General features: G+C 70.3%; 2 pseudogenes. One reads left to right on the top strand and one right to left on the bottom strand.

Annotated elements, in window-relative coordinates:
* A pseudogene (locus A5691_RS18520) lies at nt 1-465 on the top strand (hypothetical protein); the annotation flags it as partial.
* Between the two features lie 3 nt (nt 466-468).
* Here A5691_RS18520 and A5691_RS18515 read toward each other — a convergent pair.
* A pseudogene (locus tag A5691_RS18515) lies at nt 469-993 on the bottom strand (VWA domain-containing protein); the annotation flags it as partial.

The following is a 993-nucleotide window of genomic DNA, read 5'->3' as shown; positions in this document are numbered from 1 at the left end:
TTCACCGCCCTGCACGCGGTGAGCGCCCTGGCCATCACGGGTGGCGACACCCCGCCCCCGGCCCGCATCGTGCTGCTGTCCGACGGCGGGGAGAACAAGCCGTCCAATCCCAGCGACCCGCACGACGGGGTCTACACGGCGGCGCGGCTGGCCCGGGACGAGGGGGTGCCCATCTCGACGATCTCGTTCGGCACCAAGACCGGCGAGATCGAGATGGACGGGCAGCGCGTGGCCGTCCCGGTTTCGACGGACCAGATGAAGACGATCGCCAAGCTGTCCGGCGGGCAGTCCTACACCGCCAGCAACATCGCCGAGCTCAACAAGAGCTACAACGCCATCGAGAAGGACATCGGCTATCGCACCGTGGCCGGGCCGGGCAGCGCCGGGTGGCTGCGCCTGGGCGTGATCACCGCCTTGATCGCGACGGCGCTGGCGCTGCTGATCAACCGGCGGCTGCCGGTCTGATCGTCAGGACGGCAGCCGGCGGTTCAGGAACAGGCCGGCCAGGATCGCGCCGGCCAACGCGACCGCCCCCAGCAGCATCCACGCCAGGCTGGCGTCGCCCTTGACGGTCTCGTACCCGATCTGGCGCTGCAGGGTCGAGTAGACGTTCTTCAGCGACTCCAGGCTGTCGGCGTGGAACGCCTGGCCGTCGGTGATCTCGCAGATCTTCTGCAGCGTCTGATCGTCGACGGGAACCGGGATGGTGGCGCCCTCGTACTCGACGGTGCCGTACGGCGTCCCGAAGGAGATGGTCGAGATCTGCACGCCCGCGGCCTTGGCGGCCCGGGCGGCGGTGAACGCCCCCTGCGGGGCGTTGGCGTCCAGCGGCACGTTCTCCCCGCCGTCGGACAGCAGCACGATGCGGGCCGGGGGCGGGGTGTCGCCACCCGTGATGGCCAGGGCGCTCACCGCGTGCAGGGCGGTGAAGATGGCCTCGCCGGTGGCCGTGCTGTCGGCAAAGTCGAGCTTCTTGAGCGCGTCGATCGTCGC

Origin of the sequence: Mycobacterium sp. E183 (genome assembly GCF_001667735.1) — a bacterium.
Lineage (GTDB): Bacteria > Actinomycetota > Actinomycetes > Mycobacteriales > Mycobacteriaceae > Mycobacterium.
Note: the sequence above shows the minus strand (reverse complement) of the source record. Positions and strands in the feature narration are given on the sequence as shown.